This window comes from Rhizobium sp. BE258, from assembly GCF_031457345.1.
Classification (GTDB): Bacteria; Pseudomonadota; Alphaproteobacteria; order Rhizobiales; family Rhizobiaceae; genus Rhizobium.
Window position 1 is genome coordinate 182738 of record NZ_JAVDWL010000003.1, and the last position, 16420, is coordinate 199157.

The 16420-nt window shown below is 61.5% G+C and carries 23 protein-coding genes; 12 read left to right on the forward strand and 11 right to left on the reverse strand.

The genetic code is table 11. The annotated features are described in order from the left end of the window. Positions 1 to 10: 10 nt before the first annotated feature. From J2X43_RS11385 to hemP, 4 genes are read right to left on the reverse strand one after another with little or no spacing between them, the layout of a single operon-like run. Positions 11 to 1129, reverse strand: a complete 1119-nt coding sequence (locus tag J2X43_RS11385) for an iron ABC transporter permease (RefSeq protein ID WP_310294039.1) — start codon at positions 1127 to 1129, stop codon at positions 11 to 13. A gap of 1 nt (position 1130) precedes the next feature. Beyond that, positions 1131 to 2063 carry a hemin ABC transporter substrate-binding protein gene (locus tag J2X43_RS11390; protein WP_310294041.1) on the reverse strand — a complete coding sequence of 311 codons (933 nt, stop codon included), beginning with the start codon at positions 2061 to 2063 and terminating at the stop codon, positions 1131 to 1133. A 10-nt stretch (positions 2064 to 2073) separates the two neighbouring features. Next, positions 2074 to 3123: a ChuX/HutX family heme-like substrate-binding protein gene (locus J2X43_RS11395; protein ID WP_310294043.1), complete on the reverse strand. Its 1050-nt coding sequence runs from the start codon at positions 3121 to 3123 to the stop codon at positions 2074 to 2076. Between the two features lie 9 nt (positions 3124 to 3132). Then, a complete protein-coding gene (gene hemP, locus J2X43_RS11400; protein ID WP_112390101.1) occupies positions 3133 to 3312 on the reverse strand; it encodes a hemin uptake protein HemP in 180 nt (59 codons plus the stop codon). A gap of 144 nt (positions 3313 to 3456) precedes the next feature. On the opposite strand from hemP, the gene J2X43_RS11405 reads away from it, so the two are divergent. From J2X43_RS11405 to J2X43_RS11440, 8 genes are all read left to right on the forward strand, one after another. Beyond that, the gene (locus J2X43_RS11405) at positions 3457 to 3909 is read left to right on the forward strand and encodes a hypothetical protein (RefSeq protein ID WP_310294045.1); all 453 of its coding nucleotides are present in this window, start codon (positions 3457 to 3459) and stop codon (positions 3907 to 3909) included. A 61-nt stretch (positions 3910 to 3970) separates the two neighbouring features. Then, entirely contained in the window at positions 3971 to 5257 is a 1287-nt protein-coding gene (locus tag J2X43_RS11410) for a TonB family protein (RefSeq protein WP_310294047.1), read from the forward strand. 112 nt (positions 5258 to 5369) lie between these two features. Continuing rightward, positions 5370 to 5780: a DUF2325 domain-containing protein gene (locus J2X43_RS11415; protein ID WP_112538962.1), complete on the forward strand. Its 411-nt coding sequence runs from the start codon at positions 5370 to 5372 to the stop codon at positions 5778 to 5780. After that, positions 5777 to 6037, forward strand: coding sequence for a hypothetical protein (locus tag J2X43_RS11420; RefSeq protein WP_112390105.1), 261 nt, complete (start codon positions 5777 to 5779; stop codon positions 6035 to 6037). Before J2X43_RS11415 ends, J2X43_RS11420 begins: the two co-directional genes overlap by 4 nt. Before the next feature lie 10 nt (positions 6038 to 6047). Next, entirely contained in the window at positions 6048 to 6362 is a 315-nt protein-coding gene (locus J2X43_RS11425; RefSeq protein ID WP_112390106.1) for an antibiotic biosynthesis monooxygenase, read from the forward strand. A gap of 3 nt (positions 6363 to 6365) precedes the next feature. Next, complete coding sequence (locus tag J2X43_RS11430) at positions 6366 to 6725, forward strand: VOC family protein (RefSeq protein WP_310294049.1); 360 nt, start codon at positions 6366 to 6368, stop codon at positions 6723 to 6725. Positions 6726 to 6807: 82 nt separating this feature from the next. Beyond that, positions 6808 to 7581, forward strand: coding sequence for a sugar phosphate isomerase/epimerase (locus J2X43_RS11435; protein ID WP_310294051.1), 774 nt, complete (start codon positions 6808 to 6810; stop codon positions 7579 to 7581). 197 nt (positions 7582 to 7778) lie between these two features. Further along, positions 7779 to 8156, forward strand: a complete 378-nt coding sequence (locus tag J2X43_RS11440; protein ID WP_310294053.1) for a pentapeptide repeat-containing protein — start codon at positions 7779 to 7781, stop codon at positions 8154 to 8156. A 70-nt stretch (positions 8157 to 8226) separates the two neighbouring features. On the opposite strand, the gene J2X43_RS11445 is transcribed toward J2X43_RS11440, so the two are convergent. Genes J2X43_RS11445 through J2X43_RS11455 form a run of 3 tightly spaced genes read right to left on the reverse strand, consistent with a single transcriptional unit; the run spans position 8227 to position 9519 of the window. Beyond that, positions 8227 to 8751 carry a GNAT family N-acetyltransferase gene (locus J2X43_RS11445; RefSeq protein WP_310294055.1) on the reverse strand — a complete coding sequence of 175 codons (525 nt, stop codon included), beginning with the start codon at positions 8749 to 8751 and terminating at the stop codon, positions 8227 to 8229. Beyond that, positions 8748 to 9122, reverse strand: coding sequence for a DUF423 domain-containing protein (locus J2X43_RS11450; RefSeq protein ID WP_310294057.1), 375 nt, complete (start codon positions 9120 to 9122; stop codon positions 8748 to 8750). Before J2X43_RS11450 ends, J2X43_RS11445 begins: the two co-directional genes overlap by 4 nt. 7 nt (positions 9123 to 9129) lie before the next feature. Continuing rightward, a complete protein-coding gene (locus J2X43_RS11455; RefSeq protein WP_310294060.1) occupies positions 9130 to 9519 on the reverse strand; it encodes a group II truncated hemoglobin in 390 nt (129 codons plus the stop codon). Between the two features lie 158 nt (positions 9520 to 9677). On the opposite strand from J2X43_RS11455, the gene J2X43_RS11460 reads away from it, so the two are divergent. The 4 genes from J2X43_RS11460 (at position 9678) to J2X43_RS11475 (ending at position 12639) form a co-directional block, all read left to right on the forward strand. Next, positions 9678 to 10241, forward strand: coding sequence for a TetR/AcrR family transcriptional regulator (locus J2X43_RS11460; RefSeq protein ID WP_310294062.1), 564 nt, complete (start codon positions 9678 to 9680; stop codon positions 10239 to 10241). Positions 10242 to 10260: 19 nt separating this feature from the next. Beyond that, entirely contained in the window at positions 10261 to 10602 is a 342-nt protein-coding gene (locus tag J2X43_RS11465; RefSeq protein WP_310294064.1) for an SMR family transporter, read from the forward strand. A gap of 198 nt (positions 10603 to 10800) precedes the next feature. Beyond that, positions 10801 to 11586, forward strand: a complete 786-nt coding sequence (locus tag J2X43_RS11470; protein ID WP_112390114.1) for a ThuA domain-containing protein — start codon at positions 10801 to 10803, stop codon at positions 11584 to 11586. Between the two features lie 9 nt (positions 11587 to 11595). Next, entirely contained in the window at positions 11596 to 12639 is a 1044-nt protein-coding gene (locus J2X43_RS11475; protein WP_112390115.1) for a Gfo/Idh/MocA family protein, read from the forward strand. Positions 12640 to 12712: 73 nt separating this feature from the next. On the opposite strand, the gene J2X43_RS11480 is transcribed toward J2X43_RS11475, so the two are convergent. From J2X43_RS11480 to J2X43_RS11495, 4 genes are all read right to left on the reverse strand, one after another. Then, entirely contained in the window at positions 12713 to 13108 is a 396-nt protein-coding gene (locus J2X43_RS11480) for a DUF1236 domain-containing protein (RefSeq protein WP_310294067.1), read from the reverse strand. A 119-nt stretch (positions 13109 to 13227) separates the two neighbouring features. After that, the gene (locus tag J2X43_RS11485; RefSeq protein ID WP_310294069.1) at positions 13228 to 14418 is read right to left on the reverse strand and encodes a glycosyltransferase; all 1191 of its coding nucleotides are present in this window, start codon (positions 14416 to 14418) and stop codon (positions 13228 to 13230) included. A 218-nt stretch (positions 14419 to 14636) separates the two neighbouring features. Continuing rightward, complete coding sequence (locus tag J2X43_RS11490) at positions 14637 to 15278, reverse strand: response regulator transcription factor (RefSeq protein WP_310294071.1); 642 nt, start codon at positions 15276 to 15278, stop codon at positions 14637 to 14639. 368 nt (positions 15279 to 15646) lie between these two features. Beyond that, the gene (locus J2X43_RS11495) at positions 15647 to 16324 is read right to left on the reverse strand and encodes a Crp/Fnr family transcriptional regulator (protein WP_405049592.1); all 678 of its coding nucleotides are present in this window, start codon (positions 16322 to 16324) and stop codon (positions 15647 to 15649) included. Positions 16325 to 16420: the final 96 nt, after the last annotated feature.

A 16420-nucleotide genomic window follows, 5' to 3' on the forward strand; every position in this document is an offset into this window, starting at 1 on the left:
GGAAATGCTCTCAGAGGGCGAGCCGCGAGCGCTGGCGCAGCAGGATCCAGAGGAAGAAGGGACCGCCGACGGCCGCGGTGATGATGCCGATCGGCAGTTCGGCCGGGGCGACGATGGTGCGCGCCAGAACATCGGCGAAGATCAGCAGCGAGCCGCCGAGCAGGGCGGAGGCGGGCAGCAGATAGCGGTGGTCGGGGCCGATCACCATGCGCAGCACATGCGGTACGACGATGCCGACGAAGCCGATGCCGCCGCTGACGGCAACCGAGGCGCCGGTCGCGGCGGCCACGGTGACGATGGCGATATTCTTCAGCCGCTGGACCGGCACGCCCATGTGGAAGGCGGCTGCCTCGCCAAGCGTGATGGCGTTCAGGCCGCGGGCCATGAAGGGAAGCACGATGTAGGAGGCTAGGATGATCGGCGCGGCTGCGGCGATCTTCATCCAGGTGGCGCCCGCCAACGAGCCCATGCCCCAGAATGTAAGGTCGCGGAGTTGCTGGTCGTTGGCCATGTATGTCAGAAGGCCGGTCAGGGCGCCGGTGAGAGCGCCGAGCGCGATGCCGGCGAGCAGCATGGTGCCGATCGAGGTCTGGCCGTTGCTAGTGGCGACCCTGTAGAGCAGCAACGTCGTGACGAGGCCGCCGCCGAAGGCTGCGAGCGGTAGCGCATAGATGCCGAGCAGATTGAACACCGGCATGGCAATCGAGCCGCCGAGCACGATCATGATGACGGCGCCAAAGCCTGCGCCCGAGGAGACGCCGACGAGGCCGGGATCGGCCAGCGGATTGCGGAACAGGCCCTGCATGACCGCTCCGGATACGGCGAGCGATCCGCCGACCAGGAAGCCGAGGATGGCACGCGGCATGCGGATATCGAAGATGATGATCCGGTCGCGGGTGGTCAGCGCATCGGCCTGGCCGCCGAGATTGGCCAGCACGTCGAACATCGAAGCATCCGACGCGCCTGTGGTGACCGAGAACAGCAGCGAAAAGACGGAACCGATGACCAGCAGGGCGATGACGAGGGCGGCGATCCGGGTACGATCGCCAACCCGGTGGCTTTCGCGCAATGCGGCGATCGAAAACATGGAACGCTTGCCGTCCGTCGTCATCACATCCTGCACTGCCATGTCAGCCGCCGTAGATCGCCGTGTTGAGTTCGCGGACGGCGCTTGCCGTGCGCGGGCCGAAGCCCAGCAGATGCAGGCCGTCCATACGGATGACGGCCTTCTTCTCTGCCGCAGGTGTCAGCGCGATCGCAGGCTGCTTGAAGAGATCGTCATTGGCGGCCGCATGACCGCCTTCGCGGTCCATCATCAGGATGACGTCGGGCTTCGCCTCGATGATCGACTCGTCGGTCAGCGGCTTGTAGCCCGGGAAGGTGCCGACAGCATTGACGGCGCCGGCGAGCTTGATGATGCCATCGGCAGCCGTACCAGTGCCCGAAGCCATGATCTTGCCGCCCTGCATGCTGAGGATGAAGAGCACGCGTTTGCGCTCGCCCTCCGGACGCTTTTCGGCATCGGTGATCGCGGCATCGAGATCGGCGCCGACCTTGGCTTCCAGCGCCTTGGCCTTGTCCTCGACGCCGAGCAGGGAGCCGACGCGATCGATCTTCTTCAGGATGCCTTCGCGGTCGTAGGTGTTCGGCACCGTCTCGAAAGGAACACTGGCATTCTTCAGAACCGTCAGCGCTTCCGGCGGACCGGCGCCTTCGACGGCGATGATTGCCGACGGATTGACGGCGAGAATGCCTTCAGGCGACAGCGCCCGCATGTAGCCGACATCCGGCAGCTTCATTGCCGCTTCCGGATACATGCTGGTGGAATCGCGGGCGATGATGCGGCCTTCCTCACCAAGCGCGTAGATGATCTCGGTGACGTCGCCGCCGACCGAGACGACGCGCGAGGTGTCGAGCTTCTTCGGCTCGGCCGCATGGGCGGCGCGGACGAAGGAATAGCCGGGCGTGGCGACTGGTGAGGGGATCAGCGGCAGGGCCATGACAGCAGCCGTCAGCGCCAGTTCCCGGAGGCGGATGCGGCGCAGGCTTGAAGGCATTCTCATGATCGGCTCCTTATGCGGCGACGCTCGCCGCGCGCGGCAGGTTTTCCATGATCTCGCGCCAGTCGCCGCGCTCATCCGTGCCTTCCTTCCGTTTGCCGAAGAACTGGATGATCATCTCGCCATTGGCGTCATAGGCTTCGAGCGAGGTGACATGGCCGTCCTTGGTCGGCTTGCGCACCGCCCAGGTTTCGGCGATGTGGTCCTGGCGCAGATGCAGGTGGAAGGTTTCGTCGAGAACGTTGATCCACGGACCCATCGGCTGGACGTTGTGGATCGGGCCGGAATGGATCTGGACGATGCCGTTATTGGCGACGAAGCACATGATCGGCAGGCCGGCCTTGACCGAAGCATGCATCATGTCTGCGGTGGCGGTGTTGTCGAGCTTCCAGGCATAGTCGTCGCCGACGGTACGCACGGCGGCCTGGCGGCCGATCTTCAGGCGCTTCAGCATGCCGAAGAATTCGTGCGTGTCGGTCAGCTTGCTCCAGCTATCGCGCAGTTCGTTCTGGTTGACGTCGCCGGTTTCATCGGCACTGAAGCTTCCTTCCTGCTCGACGAATTCCTGCGACTGGTCTTCGAGCGTCAGCTCGGCGACGATAGCGTGATAGGCTTCGGCATTGGAGGCCGGGCGCAGGTGGATCTTGTGGACGGCATTGCCGGTCTTGTCGAAATACTGGAGGCTGAGGCGCTCGGTGTCGCCGTCCTTCTTGGTGACGGCGAAGGCGTGGGCCCAACGGCTCGGGAAGACGCGCAGGTCGATGTTTTCGCCGAGAACGATGGCATTGTGCTGGCCGACGCTGATGTTCTCGTAAACGCCGATCTTCTCGTGCACGGCGCTTTCGTTGCGCGACAGGGCCATGACCTCGCCGAGTGTCGCCACGCGCTCGAGAAGCTTGGCGGCGCTGGCATCGATGCGGGTGGCGGAAATGCCGACTTCGGCGGCAACGAGCGCTGCTTCCGAAATCTTCAGCTGAGCGGCGATATCGCGCTCGCGCATCTTCGGATTCTCGGCGCGGAACGCGCGAATTTCGGCCGGTGCCGGTCTGGTGTTCTCGGTCATGGTCTACCCTTACTTATTGAGAATGAGCTTGCCCTGGCGGGTAATTTTCATGCGATAGACCACGCCGTCATGCCGGATCATGATCTCGTTCGCGCCGCGGAAGATGTCTCCGCTTTCGATCGTGCGCACTTCCGCCGCGTCCTTGACGAACGGCGCATGCTTAAAGGTGTCAGGCTTTTCAACCATCATTTCGGTTGGCAATTTCCGCTTGTGCCGCGGCTTGTTTTCCGGCGGCCTAGATACATTTATCTTGACTTTCATAGTCACCATTTTTTAAAGACGCAATAGAAGAGTTATCAACTCAAGTTTTCGAAATCGCATGGAGAAGTGGTGATGGCGGCACGCAGTTTTGCAGCGTTTGTGGCGTGCGGATTGATGGTCGTTGGAAGCGTTCTTCCTGCCTATGCACAGGATGCCGCCGCTGCTGCTCCGGCCGCTCCGGCCAACGCTCTCGAAGTCGAGCTGAACGCGCTGGCGCCATCGCAGAAGGGCTGCATGATGACCTTCGTGGCGCTGAACAAGCTGGCTGCGCCCGTCAACAAGATCTCCTTCGAGCTGGCCTTCTTCAACGACAAGAACGCGGTCGACAAGATCACCGTTCTCGATTTTCGCGATCTGCCCGAGGGCAAGAAGCGCGTGCGCCAGTTCGACATGCCCAACATGAAATGCGAGGCGGTGACCCGCATCATCATCAACGACACGCCGGTTTGTGATGGCCCGGCTGCCGGTGCATGCATGAAGGGTCTCGTTACCCGCTCGCAGATTTCTGTGCCCTTCGAAGGGTAAGACAGACCGCCGGAGATGATTTCCGGCAGGCTTCAGTTTCAAACTGGCCGAGGCAAGGCAGATGGTAGTTTCAGCGAAATCCACATTGCGGCACGCGTTCCTTGCCGAGCAGGATGCCGGCACGTCGAACGATAATCTGCCGGGGCTGCATCCCGGACACGAGATGCCGGAACTGCGCAACGCGCCGCGCCAGCCGGCCGCCGAAACCGTCGTCCACTATGCCCGCTTCGCCCATATCGGCTCCTTTCCGGAACATGCGCAGGGACCGAAGGCCGGTGCCGCCGACGCTCCCGCGATGGACACGTCGGCGATCGAAAAGCAGGAGGCCGGCGCCAAGCCTGCCAAGCGCAACGTCGTCGTCGCCTGCCTGACGTCCTTTGCCTTCCATGCCATTCTCTTTACCGCTCTCGCCGTCGGCTTCGTCGTCGCGCCGCACGAGCCGGAAGAGGAAGCCGGCGAGGCGGTCAGTGTCATCATTCTTGGTGACTCCGAAGCCGACCAGGCTTCTGCCGGTGATCCCGATCTGCAGGTCGAGCCGCAGCCGGAGGAGGTGGTCGCCGAAAGCGTCCAGCCGGAAACCGTGCAGCCGACAGCGGTTCAGCCGACCGAAGTGCAGCCCGAGATGGCGCAGCCGGTTGAAGCGCAGCCTGTTCCGCCAACAGAGGAAGTCACACGCGTTTCGCCTGAAACGGTGACGGCCGCCGAGCCCGAGGTTCTGACCTCCAACGTTCCGGCCGAAACTTCCGTCGTCCAGCCGATGGCGACCGAGATCCCGGAAGAGGTGAAGCCGGTCGACCCCGTCGAGACGGCCGAGGCGCTGCCGGATCCGGTGCAGCCCGAGGAAGCGCCAACGCCGATCGCCAAGCCGAAGGCGGTGCAGCCGGTCGAGAAGCCCAAGGTCGAGAAGAAAGAGCCGCCGAAGAAGGTGGTGAAAAAGGCTGCGGGATCGCAGGGCGAGAACAAGCAGGATTCTCGCCGCGGCGCCAGCGACGGCGAAGAAGTCGCCAATGCCGACCGGAATTCGCGCTCGGCAGGAAGCTCGGGCGGGGCAGGCAGTGCGGCCGTCGCCAACTATCCGGGCAAGGTTCGATCGCGCATTCACCGCGCCGTGAAGGTGCCGTCCGAATACAAGCGGATGAGCGCGTCGATGAGTGTCAGGGTTCGCCTGACGATCGGCGGCGACGGCTCGCTGAGCGGCCTGTCAGTTGCCCGCAGTTCCGGAATTCCCGAGCTCGATCAGGCGGTTGTCTCCGGCGTTCAACGCGCTTCGCCATTCCCGCCGCTGCCGTCGGAATGGGGCAAGCCGAGCTGGACATTCACCCAGGAAGTCCAGGTTACCGGCCGCTGAAATAAATATGATCAAAAGAGTCAACTTTATACTTTACTCTAAAAATCAAGTTTAATAAGGTCCCGCTCGCACACTGGAATCGTGTGACGATCAACGAGCGAACGGGTGGTAAATGGCTCGGAAGGCGAAGAAGGGATCTAACCGGGACATCCGCGTCAGCGCGGATGCGGCAGCGCAGACGCAGCAGCCGTCCGGACGATCCAAATTGGACGGCCGCAGTTTTCTCTATGTCGGCGGCCGGGATTGCCAGGTGGCACATCTTCGCGAGATCGCCAGCAGCTTCGGCGCCGAGCTGATCCACCACGACGGGGGCTTGCGCGAAGCGGTCTCGCGCATCGACACCGTTCTGCCATCGGTCGACTGCGTGTTCTGCCCGATCGACTGTATCAGCCACGATGCCTGCGTGCGCGTGAAGACCGGCTGCAAGAAATTCGGCAAGGCCTTCATCCCGCTGCGCAGCGGCAGCAAGTCCAGCCTCGAGCGGGCCTTGAACACCATGAACGAACGAGACACCGCCCGATGAAAGACCAGCGCCCCGAGGGCTTCATGATGATCGGCCTGCACAAGCTGGCCGCACAGAACGGCGACGGCCTTGTGCCCGAACTCTATGAGCTTCTGATGAAGAATGCAGAACGCCAGGCCGACTACCCGAATGTCACCGAGTTCCCCTATTGGGAAACGCGGATGCCGGGCGTGGAGCCGGAAAAGCCGCTTGGCCGCGAAGCCGCCAACGGCAATAATGTCGTCGCTTTCCCAAGCGGCAAGCGTGCCAAGGGCTGAGGACGGCGCAATGTATATCGCAATGAACCGCTTCAAGGTGACCGAGGGATCGGAGAGCGAATTCGAGGATGTCTGGCGCAACCGCGATTCCAGTCTGTCCACGGTTCCCGGTTTCGTCGAGTTCCGCCTGCTGCGCGGCAAGGCGAATGTGGAAGAGGGCTATACGCTGTTTTCCTCGCATACGCTTTGGGCGAGCGAAGAGGACTTTCTGAACTGGACGAAGTCCGAGAGTTTTCGCGCTGCGCATCGCAATGCCGGTGACCGCAAGGCGATGTACAAGGGGCCGCCAGTTTTCGAAGGTTTTACCGTCGTCGAGGGTATCTGAGACATGGACGATCCGCAGCGCATCGAAGTTCTGCCGATCCTGCCGTCGCTTGATATTGCGGAAACGTTGGCCTTCTACCGCGACCAGCTGGGCTTTGCCGCGACCTATGAGACGGCAGACTATCTGATCGTTCGCCGGCAGGACATGGAGCTGCATTTCCGGCTGACCGGCAATCGTGCATTTTGCGAAAGCAGCGCCGTCTATCTCCGAGGCGGCCGGATCGGCGCGCTGCACCGGGAATATTCCGAAAAAGCCGTACCAACGCTGACGGCTCTCGATGTCCGGCCGTGGAACATGGAGGAATTCTTCGTCCATGATCCGCATGGCAACCTGCTGCGGTTCGCCCGTATCCCGGGGCGCTGAGGCGTAAAACCAGCCCTGCGGCATGTTTGTCCGGGCAAGGGTTCGCTATGGCCGAGCCCACTTGCCGTGCTATCCTGTCACAATGACCAAGCCGACCCTCTCCCTGCAACTTTTCTCGCTGCGTGAACTGGGATCGCTCGATGCCCAGCTTTCGGCAGCCGCCAGAGCGGGTTTCCAGTCGGTCGAGCCGCTCGGTCATCATCTGCGCGAAGCCGATGATCTCGGTGAGGCGCTTGCCCGGCACGCGCTGACGGCGCCGACAGCCCATATCGGCTTCGAATTCCTGCGCGACGAGCCCGGCCAGGTCACCGGGGCCTGTCAGGCCTGCGGCATCACCCAGCTCTTCGTGCCGCAATCCTCAAGTTTCCTGCCGCCGGAGACCACTGGCGGCTGGCAGCGGCTCGGCGCCGAACTCGGGCGGTTGGCGGAGCAATACAGGCCGCACGGCATTTCCATCGGCTATCACAACATGACGGCGGGCTTTGCGCTGCTGTCGACCGCCCGCTACGGCTTCGAGGTGATGTTCGAAGCGGCGCGCGGCAGCCCGCTCGTCTGGCAGGCCGATATCGCCTGGATGTCCCGCGCCGGCGTCGATCCGGCAGAATGGCTGCAGCGCTATGCCAAGGTGCTGGTCTCGGCGCATGTGAAGGACCGGGCGCCCGAAGGGGCAAACGCCGATGAGGACGGCTGGGCCGATGTCGGCGCCGGCACGCTGATGTGGCCTTCGCTCTGGCGGCTGGCGCTGGCGAAGGGCGCGCGGACACTGGTGGTCGAGCACGACAGTCCGCGCAAACCGTTCGAATTCGCGCAGACGAGTTTTGCCTATCTCAGCCGGTTCATGGCGCATTCGGGGTGAGGGGTTCGCGCGATTATCGAGAAGTTGCGTTGGCGGTTTTTCGTCGATTTCGGATACGCCTGTACTGCGAAACAGCGAGCTATGCGGCGTTGTAAAAAAAGTAGAACAACAAGTTTTGCTTTCATCGAGAGTGTTGAAGCTCCACCAAAAGTATGCACTCTCTGAATGGTCATCAGGATCGGCTGGAGGAGACGGCAATGACTGATCAGCAAGGAAGCAATCCCTTTGACGGCCCTCAAATGCAGGGGGTGCGCTACGAGCGGGCAGATATGTCGGGCGCCAATTTCGATGGCGTTTATCTCGCTGACGCACGATTTTATGCTGTTCTGACGAAAGCAAAATTCATCGACACCAATTTAGGCGAAGCTGATTTCGACGACGTCAACCTTCAAGCCGCGCGCTTTAATAACGTCAATCTGTCTGGAGCGGCTGTCACCAATGCAAACCTGTCACGATTGACCATAAGCGGTGCCACATTGGCGAATTCGGAGATCAGGGACGCCGATTTGACTGGGATGCGGATCAACGGGATTCTGGTAACCGATCTCTTCGACGCCTATGAAAAGGCGAAATGACGAAGGTCCGTTGTCAGGTCTGAGATGCGTGTAACTCGTTGCGCCGGGGATGAGGGGCGCCGAGTTAAAATCAAATACCCGGAAGCCGCAGCACCATACCCGCACGCCTCTCCGGATCCATGCCGTTCGCAACCTCAGCGTCAAGGATCGCCCGCAGATACGCGAGCATATCCTTAGTCTCAGGCTCCACGAAGCCCAACGACCGGTAGAACGGATAATTGAACACCACGAAGCGGTCTGTCGTCAGCGCCACAGCCGACAGTCCGCGGCTTCGCGCTGCATCGATCGCAGCCTGCATCAGCGATCGCCCGATGCCCTTGCCTTGCAGCCGCCTGATCACGTCGACCTCGGCGATGTAAAGCATGCCGCCGATCTCCTCCGCCGCAACGAAACCCACCGGCGTGTCCTCCGCGCCGGCGGCCACGATCAACAGACCATCCGCGAGATAGGCGGCAAGCTGTTCCGAGGATAACGGGTGCGGCTCGCCGGAAAAGGGGACACCGGCGTCGATAAGCGCGGCCACCGCGTCCATTTCGATGGCGCGCAGCGCTTCGAGCTCGCCGGCGCGGGCGTTGCGGATGGTGACGCCGTTCACCGGACCGGCCGGCGCAGGAAGCCGCCGACGGAAATGGCCAGCCAGCCGAGCATCATCGCCCAGCCGCCGGTTGGGGCAGCGTAAGGAAACAGGCCGTGGCCGGCGAAACGCAAGGAGACGAGATCGCCGGCGAAGAGGGCGGTGCCGATGATCATCAGCAAACCGGCCAGCCAGGCGGTTTTGAGCTTCTCGCCTGCGAGTGCGAGGCCGAGAAGGGCGGGTGCATGCGCCAGGCACATGGCAGACGCCGAGGCCGCGAGGCTGGCATCGCCGCCGCCATGGGCCGCGACTGCGGCCAAGCCGACGCCTGCGACGCCGAAGAGGCCGGCGAAAAGGAAGAAGAACGGCGCGATGCGTTCGTTGCTGATCATGGCGGCGCTAGTCCTTGTTCTGCATGTGGAAGGCCAGCCTTTCGATCGGCGGCCATATGAGGTCGCGAAGTTTGGGATTGGCGATGGTCTCGTCCATCGCCCAGCGGAAGCAGAGCAGCCACTCGTCACGCTCGGCGGGGCCGATTTCGGCGACGAAATGGCGGCTGCGCAGGCGGGGATGGCCGCGCTTGTCGGTATAAAGCGGCGGGCCGCCGAGATAGCCGGTCAGATATTCGTAGAACTTCTCCTCGCTGCCCGTCAGGCTCGGCGGGTGAACGGCGCGCACGTGCCTGGCCTCCGGCAGCGTATCCATCAGCTGGTAAAAGCGATGCGCCAAAGCCTTGACCGTCTCGTCGCCGCCGATCGCCTGATAAAGCGTGATCGCCTCTTCCGTCACTGACCCATCCCTCGATACCCGCAGTCTTCATGCACCGGCATGCATCAGCGCGCAACACGGCAAGTGCGTAGCGCGGCATTTCGTCCAAACGGCTGCGATACCAAGGGGCTGAAGCGATTTGGATTGACAAAACCGTCCAGACGGTATTTTTAGAACGCATGGCACTCGCACATCACCGCAGGAAACAACCCGAACTCGTCCGCCGGCAGCTGCTGGATGTCGCCGCACGTCTGGCAACAGAGAGCGGCATGGCGTCGGTAACGCTGGATGCGGTGTCTGGCGCCTCAGGCGTCAGCAAGGGCGGGTTGCTGCATCATTTCCCGACGAAGAATGCGCTGCTCGATGCGCTGTTCGAAAGTCTGCTGGAGCGGTTCGATGCCGATATCGAGGAGCTGATGCGCCGCGATGCGGTCTCGCATGGCCGCTTCACCCGCGCCTATCTTCTGGCCGTCGCCGATATCCAGAGCGATCGCGACGAATCACGGCACTGGGCGCAGGTGACGATTGCGATGCTGGCCGAGCCTCGGCTTCGCCAGCGCTGGCGCGAATGGGTGCAGGCGCGCGCCGACGAATATGTCGGAACCGACTCGTCCGTCGATGCGCAGATCGTCCGCTTTGCGGCCGATGGCCTCTGGCTCTCCGATACGACCGAGAGCCACGATCTCGGGCTTGCCGAGCGCCGGGCGCTGATTGCGCGCCTGACCGAACTGACCAAGCGATAATTCCAGGGGACAGAAGACCATGAGCCCGGCTGCCGTCTATGCGCTGCTTTTCTTTGCGATCGTGCTCGAAGTCATCGGCACGACGGCGCTGCAAATGTCGCAGCAATTCACCCGCCTTTTGCCAACGGCCGTGGTCGTCGTCTGCTATGCGGCGGCCTTCTATGTGCTGTCGCTGACGCTGAAATCGATCCCCGTCGGCATCGCCTATGCCATTTGGAGCGCTTTGGGAATCGTGCTGATTTCCGCCGTCGGGCTGATCTATTTCAAGCAGCGCCTCGACCTGCCGGCGATGATCGGGCTCGGCCTGATCATATCGGGCGTTCTCGTCGTCAACCTGTTCTCCAAGTCCGTTTCCCATTGATTTTTATAGGGTTGGTCCGACGTCCGGCGGCCTGTCGCAGGATCTAATTTTCCCCTTTGTCAAATTGCGGCCAAAGGTCTATGTCTTCTTGTAACTTGGAGGAGGCAAGGCGCAGATTTGTTCAATTTCCCAAAGCGCTTTGAATTCTTCTCGACCCGCCAGTTTTGACAACCCCCGAAGCCTAGAGGAGCACCGGCAATGGCCATTCGTACCGTCGTCTGGGGAGAGAATATCCACGAGAATACCAACGAGATCGTCAGGGGTATCTACCCGGAAGGCATGCACACGACGATTGCCAAGGCGCTGAACAGCGACCCGGCGATCAGCGCCACGACGGCGACGCTGCAGGAAGCCGAGCATGGGTTGCCGCAGTCGCGCCTCGACGAGACCGACGTGCTGCTCTGGTGGGGCCACAAGGATCACGGCGCGGTGTCCGACGAGGTGGTCGAGCGCGTTGCCAAGCGCGTCTGGGAGGGTATGGGTCTGCTCGTTTTGCATTCCGGCCATTTCTCGAAGATCTTCAAGCGGCTGATGGGCACGCCCTGCGCGCTGAAATGGCGCGAGGCGGGCGAGCGCGAACGCCTGTGGGTCATCAACCCGCGCCATCCGATCGCCGCCGGTCTGGATGAGAATTTCGTGCTTGAGAACGAGGAAATGTATGGCGAGCAGTTTTCCGTTCCGGAGCCACTGGAAACGGTGTTCATTTCCTGGTTCCAGGGCGGTGAAGTGTTCCGCTCCGGCATGACCTGGCGCCGCGGCGCCGGCAATATCTTCTATTTCCGCCCGGGCCACGAGACCTACCCCACCTATCACGACGCCAACGTCAAGAAGGTGCTGATCAATGGCGTAAAATGGGCGCATAACCCGGCTGGTGCGTTGACTGCCATCCACGATGCCCCAAATGTGCCGGTTGAGAAGGCCCTGGAGCCGATCGAAGAACGCGGCCCGAGACTGCACCAGGCCGGCGAAGCCGGTTACCGCTGAGGAAAATCCATGCGACTACTCGTTCTCGGAACGGGCGTGATGGCGAAAAACCAGCTCGACCACTTCACCCGCATTGACGGTGTGACGGTGGTCGGCGCTGTCGATACCGACACCGTCCGCCTTGCGGCCTTCGCCGACAAGTTCAATATCGAAAAGCGTTTCCTGACCCTCGACGAAGCGATCGCCTGGGGCGAATTCGACGCGGCGACCAATGTGACGCCTGACAGAATCCACCACCCGACGACCATGGCGCTGATCGCCGCCGGAAAGCACGTCTTCTGCGAAAAGCCGCTGGCGGAGAATTATCCGAAGGCGCTGGAGATGACCGAAGCTGCGGAAGCCGCCGGCGTCATCAACATGGTGAACCTCACCTACCGCAATGTCGCGCCGCTGCAGCGCGCCCGCGAAATGGTGCTGGCCGGTGAGCTCGGCACCATCAAGCATGTGGAAGCGTCCTATCTGCAGAGCTGGCTGGTGTCGCGCGCCTGGGGCGACTGGCGCACGGAATCGACCTGGCTCTGGCGCCTTTCGACCGGCCACGGCTCGAACGGCGTGCTCGGCGATGTCGGCATCCACATTCTCGACTTCGCGGCCTATGGTGCGGCAACCGATATCGACCATGTCTTCGCCCGCCTGAAGACCTTCAACAAGGCGCCGGGCGGCCAGATCGGCGAATATATGCTCGATGCCAACGACAGTTTCACCATGTCGGTCGATTTCGCCAACGGTGCGCTCGGCGTCGTCCATGCCAGCCGCTGGGCGACCGGGCATCTGAACGAGCTGAAGCTGCGCATCTATGGCGAACGCGGCAGCCTCGAGGTCAATCACAACCCGAACGGCTCGTCGCTGCGCGGCTGCTTCGGCGATGATGTCGAGACGGCCACTTGGAAGGATATCGAGGTTCCCGCGGTTCCGACCAACTATCAGCGCTTCGCGGAAGCGGTGATGACCGGCGTCCAGCCCGATCCAAACTTCCGTCATGCCGCCAACCTGCAGAAGGTGATCGACCTGTCAGTCGTCACCGAGCGCGAGCGGCGGGAATTGAAGGTCTGATTTCCGCGCCACAAACAAAAAAAGCCGCCCGGATTGAGGGCGGCTTTTCTGTTTCCAGCTTAGGTCTTCGCGATTACTGGATCACCTGCACGACGCGGTGCGTCTCGGGCTCGACGATCACACGCTGGTTGTTGACAACGGTATAGGCATATTTCGGGTTCTCCGGCACCGGAACGACCTGGACCTCGGCCGGAAGCGGCTTGCCGACGACGATCGGCTGCTGAACGATGACGGCCTGCGGCGGAGCGGGCTGGGCCTCGACATAAGTCACGACTTCGCGCGGCGGCGGATCGATCACGGCACCGGCGACGGCGCCTGCGACACCACCCACGGCAGCGCCGATCGGGCCGCCGACAATCGCACCTGTCACGGCACCACCGGCAGCGCCGGTGACCGCACCATCAGCCAGCGCATTCGTGGCCAGGGACGACAGCGCCAGTGCACTGGAGACAAGTAGAACCTTGTACATTGTATTTCTCCTTAGCTCGGTTTGCGGGGGAGAAACGGCGCATCCTATTTGTTGTTCCGCGCAGGGGGTCACGCTTTCCGTGCGGTGGTCATATGGCGTGAGGATCGGGATATGGGAGCCTAGTGCACCCGGTCGGTCTCCGGGGCAGGTACCGGGAAGACCGTGTCGAAGGGGAAGCGGCGGGCTTCGCCGTGGGGGGCGGGCTGCAGGGCGGCGGTCTTGCGGGCGCGCAGTTCCTCCTGGATGATCAGTTCCATGCTAAGCTTAAAATTGCGGGTGCTGAAGCGGGCGGCGTGGGCGCGGATGGCTTGCGGGTCGAACATCGCGGCCTGCGCCTCGAAGCTTTCCACGGCATCGATGATGGCTTCCGGTGTCTGTTCGTTAAAGAGCATGCCGCTCAGGCCCGGCACCACCGTTTCCAGCGCGCCGCCACTGCCGAAGGCGATGACCGGCCGCCCGCTGGCCATGGCTTCGACGGGAACGATGCCGAAATCCTCTTCGCCGGGGAAGATCAGGGCGCGGCAGCGGGCAAGTTTTTCCTTCATCACCGGGAAGGGCGTGCGGCCGAGGAAGGTGATGGTCGGACCAGCGATCGCCTTCAGTGCCGCAAGTTCCTTGCCTTCGCCGATGACGACGAGGTTGCGGCCCATCTTGGTGAAGGCGCGCACGGCAAGGTCTATGCGCTTGTAGGAAACGAGCTGTCCTGCGCAGAGGTAGAAGTCGCCGATGTCGTCAGAGACGGCATAGTCGTCGACGGCAACGGGGGGGTGGATGACCGTCGCCGAGCGGCCGTAATATTTGCCGATGCGCGCCTTGACGTGATGCGAGTTGGCGACGAAGCGGTCGACGCGCAGGCTGGTGCTGACATCCCAGGACCGGAGCAGCGGCGCCATGACGGGCAGCATCATCCGCGAGGCGAGACCTGCGCGGGCGCGATAGACATGATAGTGGTCCCAGATATAGCGCATCGGCGAATGGCAGTAGCAGACATGGGTCGAGTGCGGTGGCGCGATGATGCCCTTGGCGGGGCCCGACTCGCTGGAGATGATCAGGTCGTAGCCGCTGAGATCGAGGCTTTCGAGCGCAAAGGGCATCAGCGGCAGCAGCGACTGATAGTGCTTCACGGCGCCGGGGATCTTCTGCAGGAAGGAGGAGGTGACCTTGTGGCGCTTGATCGTTTCCGACATCCGGCTTTCATCATAGACAAGCGTGAAGATATCCGCGTCCGGATACATGTCGCAGAGCGCTTCGACGACCTTTTCGCCGCCGCGCATGGACACGAGCCAGTAATGTACGATCGCGACGCGCATAATTATCCCCTCAAGTGAAGCGGTGCCATCATCGTTGAGTTCGGTTGCGGGCCCTAGCGCCTTCATCGGCGCGGACCGGCGTCAATTGGGGGTAGGAGCCTAGCCGAAAGTCTTACGCGGCCGGGAAACTGGCTCCTCGTGCAGGAGGCCGGGTGGCAGGCATGCAAAAGAACCGGAGCGCGTTGGCGCTCCGGCTAGATCTTCGGAGGAATGGGAGATTATTGAGCGAACTCGCGGATCTTGTAGGCAACTTCCGTCCGGTTGGTCGCGTGCAGCTTCTTCATGATATTGCGAATATGCACTTTGACTGTGCTTTCGCAGAGGTTCATCTCGTAAGCGATGATCTTGTTCGACTTGCCGCGGCGAAGTGCATCCGCCACCGACATTTCGCGTGGCGTGAAAGAATGATCGCCGCATTTCGCTGCCGTGGTGCTTGAGGTGATCATCTCCTTGGCGGCGAGCAGACTGCTTGCCGGAACGAAAACACCACCGGCACGGGCCAGAGCGATTGCCTCGGCGGCAACGCCGATGCCGATATTCGCGGGGATGTAGCCCTTGGCGCCACATTCCAGTGCCTTCAGCACCTGCTGGATTTCGTCGCCCTCTGCGCCGACGATGACAGGTACGGACGGGAATTTCTGCGCCAGCTTGGCAATCTTGTCGCTGACATCCGGTTCGGAGACATGCTTTCCGCCGATCATGTAAAGGATCAATGCCGGTTCGAACCGCATGCGCTTGCGCTGCCACTCCTCGATCGAGGTCGCGGTGATGACCTTGAGATCCTCGTCGTATTCGGAAAGGCTTCTGGAAAGGCACTCGCTCTGCAGCGAGCGGGGATCCAGCAGCAGGACATAATCCATCAGCTCTTCCTGGGAATCTGCCCGGGAGGAAACCTGATAATGTCTCATGGAATCGGATGTGCGAAGAGAGATAAGGTGAGCTGTATCAGATCTGATCTGCTCACTCGATGTTGTTAGACCTTCCATTTCACGCCCCTACATTGGTTGAACTCAATACTAAACGTGTAAGAGAAGTAAGCCCGAGAATTATTACTTAGCACTAGGTGCTATGTCTGTTTGAATTCCATGGCTCCGGAATTGATCTCTTGTATGTAAATATGGAGGAAGCCAAATGAGGCGGCATTAACATAGGTTAATGTTCTGTTAAAATATCAGCGTCTGAAATAATTAGCCCAGAAATGGGCGACTAATTACTTTGAACTATCACTTTATCTCGGAATTATCTGCGGTTGTGTAGCAAGGTAACTATCGTCGAATTCAACAAGTTCTTCGAGCTTTCTACGATTGAGAAACTCGACGGTCCCGTTTCTAAACGACAGTAGTCCATTGACCCGGAGATCTTTCAGGACACGGTTGATATGCACCGTGGAGAGGCCGACGGCATCGCCGATGTCGGATTGGGTCAGGGGGCACAGGAAGCCATCGAGGCCCGGCCGTTTGCGGTCCGGCCCGATACGCGCTGCGAGCTCGAGAAGAAGGTGTCCGGTGCGGGCCAGCGCGTCGCGGCGGCCGACATTGGCGAGACGCTCGGACATGCGGGCATGACAGCGCATCATCTCGGAGAGAATGATGTTCTGGCCGGTGTTGCTGTCGAGATAGCGGGCCAGAACATGGCCGCTGAGCTCATAGAATTGGACATGGGAAATGGCTTCGATCGTTTCCCGGGCGGTCGCTACCGATGGCGTCCAGATGATGTCGCCGGGAAGGATGAATTCGAGCACGACGCGGGTGCCGTTCGGCAGCGATTTGCAGGACACGGCCCAGCCGCTTACAAGAATAAGCAGCGCCGCCTTCCGGGCTTCGGGGTCGAATACAATATCGCCGTCATCATACGCGCGGTGAGAACCGCCCGATAACGTGAATCTTTGCCCCTGTATTCTGACCAGCCCAAGATTTTCGTGGTCCGACCCTTCGTATATCGCCACGCCCCGCCTCCAGCAAACTTCGTGGTTTTATTTCCCCTTAGACACCTGTTAACCATT